This is a genomic window from Mannheimia sp., from assembly GCF_056854775.1.
This window is the reverse complement of record NZ_JBXGGI010000119.1, coordinates 1-3,261: the sequence shown is the minus strand read 5'-3', so window position 1 is coordinate 3,261 and position 3,261 is coordinate 1. Positions and strand designations below refer to the sequence as shown.

Sequence of the window (3,261 nt, the reverse complement as noted above, 5' to 3'; positions counted from 1 at the left end):
CCATCTTCTCCGGTATTTAATGCTTTTTGAGCTCCTGCCATTAATTCACCACGAGAGCCTGATACAATATCTTTAATAGTACGAGAACCAATTTCAGAACGCAGACGGTCGCTGACTTTACGACGTAATAAATCAGCTGCTTTTTGATAATCGCCACCTGTTGAGGTGTAGAATTGACCAAAGTCGCTAATTCGCCATTTCACATAGGAATCTACCAAGAGGTCTTTTTTCTCTACCGTTACAAAGCGGTCTTCTTGACCATCTAGCGTTTGAATACGGGCATCTAACACTTTCAAGCTATCAATAAACGGCATTTTGAAATGAATACCCGGTTGGTAAACCACCACTTTTTGATCGCTATCACGATGAACTTTGTTAAAACGTAACATAATGCCACGCTCGCCTTCGTTTACAATGGTTACTGATTGCAGTACAACAAATGCTACCACAGCCAGTACAGGTAATAATAATTTACGCATTATTAAAATCTCCCTTTACGAGTTTGGTCTATTTGCTGCTCTGCTGATTGTGGCTGAACCTGTATTCTTGGTTGAACAACCGGTGGCGGTGCAACTTGTGTTTGTACCGGTGCGACTTGTTGCTCAATTTTTTGTTGATCAAATTTAGGAGCTGATGAATTATTCATTAACTTATCAAAAGGTAATACATTTAAATTATTACCTGATGAATCCATCACAACTTTAGGTGTGTTTTTCATCACCTTTTCCATCGTTTGAATATATAAACGCTCTCGAGTCAGCTCTGGCGAAGCCTTGTATTCAGGTAATAATTGGCTTAAACGTTCAACTTCCCCTTTTGCATTTAACACAACAGCTTCTTTATAGGCTTCTGCTTGTTCAATCGTACGCTGTGCTTGACCGCGAGCAATCGGCTCTTCCCCTCTTGCATAAGCTTCCGCCTCACGAATTAAACGCTGCTCATCTTCTTGTGCTTTAATCGCATCATCAAATGCTGCTTTTACATCTTCAGGTGGACGAGCGTATTGGAAGTTCACATCCGTTACCAACAAGCCCATATCATAGGTTTTGATGATCTCACGCAAAGTAGCCCACGTTCTCTCACGCACCGTTGCTCGACCTGTGGTTAGAATTTCGTCCATTGTCATATGACCGATCACATAACGTAACGCACTGTCTGTAGCTTGCTTTAAACTTTCATCAGGATTGCTCACACTAAACAGATATTTAGCAGGATCTTCTACGCGATACTGAACCGTCATCTCAACTTGAACCATATTTTCATCTTGAGTAAGCATTGAACCGCTCGTATTTAACTCAGAAACACGTTCTACGTTTACTCTAGTTACAGAATCAATAAAAGTTGGCTTCCAGTTCAAGCCCGGCATAACGATATTATCAAGTTTACCTAAACGGGTAACGACACCTCGCTCAGCCTCTTGTACAGTATAAAAACCTGAACCAGCCCACACCGCAGCGGCAAGTCCTAAAACAACAGGTAGAAATTTGCCAAATCCGATACTATTTGGATTGCTAGAACCATTATTAGGCGATTTTCCACCGCCCATTTTTTTCAATAGACTGCTGAAAACTTCTTCTAAATCAGGTGGTTGCTGTTCGTTTCGTTGATTATTGGTTGGTCCTTGTTGTGAGCCTTGAGCAGGACCTTGCCCTTGATCTTGTTCTTGCTGTTCAGGCTTTGGCTCAGATCTTCTCTGCCCCGGCTTCCCCCAAGGGTCTTGCTGATTACCTGATTCATTCCACGACATAAATATCTCCAAAAATAAAATCGAATCGCACTTTAAAATTTAAAACGCAAGTTAAAGATTGTACCTATTTAGTCATCATTTGACTAGGCTTATCTGATAAAACAAGCGGTCTTTTTTTGCTATTTTTTTGCAGATTTACCCTTGTGCAAGCAATATTCAAATCACAAAAAAAGAGGGCGATAAATTCGCCCTATTTTTGCTTTAATTTAATTATAACGCTTGTTTAATAAATTCAGCCATTTGTGCGTGTGGAAGAGCACCAACTTGTTGTGCAACAACCTCACCGTTTTTAAATAAAAGTAAAAATGGAATGCTACGTACACCAAATTGTGCCGCTACATTTGGATTTTCATCTACGTTCATTTTTGCAATTTTTACTTTGCCTTCAAATTGTGCATCAACCGATAACTCGTCAAGCACAGGTCCGATCATACGGCAAGGACCACACCACGGTGCCCAAAAGTCTAACAATACAGGCACATCTGATTTTAAAACATCTTGTTCAAATGTTGCATCTGTTGTGTGAATAACATTACTCATAAATTTGTCCTTACACATCTAAATAAAAAAGAAACGCCCCAACTGATTACGAGTTAAGGCGTACAGCTTTTGCTAAGATAGTGATTAATCAATGAAATTTCAAGTAAGATTTACCGATTAAATCAATCACTATTCATTTTCTAATTCTTTATTTTCATCTTTTGGTAGAATTAAATTCAAAATGAGTGCAAATAGTGAGCCAACAGTAATGCCCGACCCAAATACTTCTTTTACAAACGAAGGGAGTTTATCTAATAACTCCGGGCGAGTAGTAACTGCTAAGCCACAACCGATTGAAATCGCAATAATTAACCCGTTACGTTTTGAACGTTCTACCTTGTCTAACATTTGGATACCTGCTGCAATAATCATCGCAAACATCATTAAGCCTGCTCCACCTAAAACCGGGGTTGGAATAGACACAATCAAGGCTCCAAACCAAGGGAAAATACCGGCTAATACCAATAAGCAGCCCATCACAGTTACAACATAGCGGCTTGCAACACCGGTTAAAGAAATCACACCGATATTTTGGGCGAATGATGAAAATGGCGTGGTAGACATAATTGCTGCAAATGCTGAGCCTAGTCCATCACATAACACGCCTCCACGTAAATGTTTACCTGTAATTTCGGTTTGTGTCGCATTTCCTAACGCTAAAAAGTTACCGCTTGATTCCACAATGGTTACTAAATAAGCTATGCTCATCCCAATAATACCTGAAATCGGGAAAGCAAGCCCAAAATGCAATGGCTGAGGAATTGCCACAACATCGGCTGATTTCACGTTATCAAAGTTTATCCAACCTAAAGCTAAAGCCACTACATAGCCTACCATCATACCAATCACAATTGCAGCTGCTGAAAAAATGCCTTTGCCCCATTGTACTAAAATCACAACCAGAACCAGCACAAAAGTCGCCATTGCAAGATTAGCAGGATCGGCATAATGTGCATCACCTCTTTGACCGCCTG

Annotated in this window: 4 protein-coding genes; all 4 read right to left on the bottom strand. The window is 40.2% G+C overall.

Annotated elements, in window-relative coordinates; genetic code table 11:
- Nucleotides 1-479 (bottom strand): protease modulator HflC (hflC, locus tag ACJHV0_RS08645; protein ID WP_483133941.1); only part of this gene is annotated, 479 nt, incomplete at its 3' end.
- A 2-nt stretch (nucleotides 480-481) separates the two neighbouring features.
- A complete protein-coding gene (gene hflK, locus ACJHV0_RS08640) occupies nucleotides 482-1,747 on the bottom strand; it encodes an FtsH protease activity modulator HflK (RefSeq protein ID WP_483133940.1) in 1,266 nt (421 codons plus the stop codon).
- 210 nt (nucleotides 1,748-1,957) lie between these two features.
- On the bottom strand, nucleotides 1,958-2,287 hold the full coding sequence (gene trxA / locus ACJHV0_RS08635; protein WP_025235668.1) for a thioredoxin: 330 nt from the start codon (nucleotides 2,285-2,287) through the stop codon (nucleotides 1,958-1,960).
- A gap of 129 nt (nucleotides 2,288-2,416) precedes the next feature.
- On the bottom strand, nucleotides 2,417-3,261 hold an 845-nt coding region (locus ACJHV0_RS08630; protein ID WP_483133939.1), incomplete at its 5' end, for a uracil-xanthine permease family protein.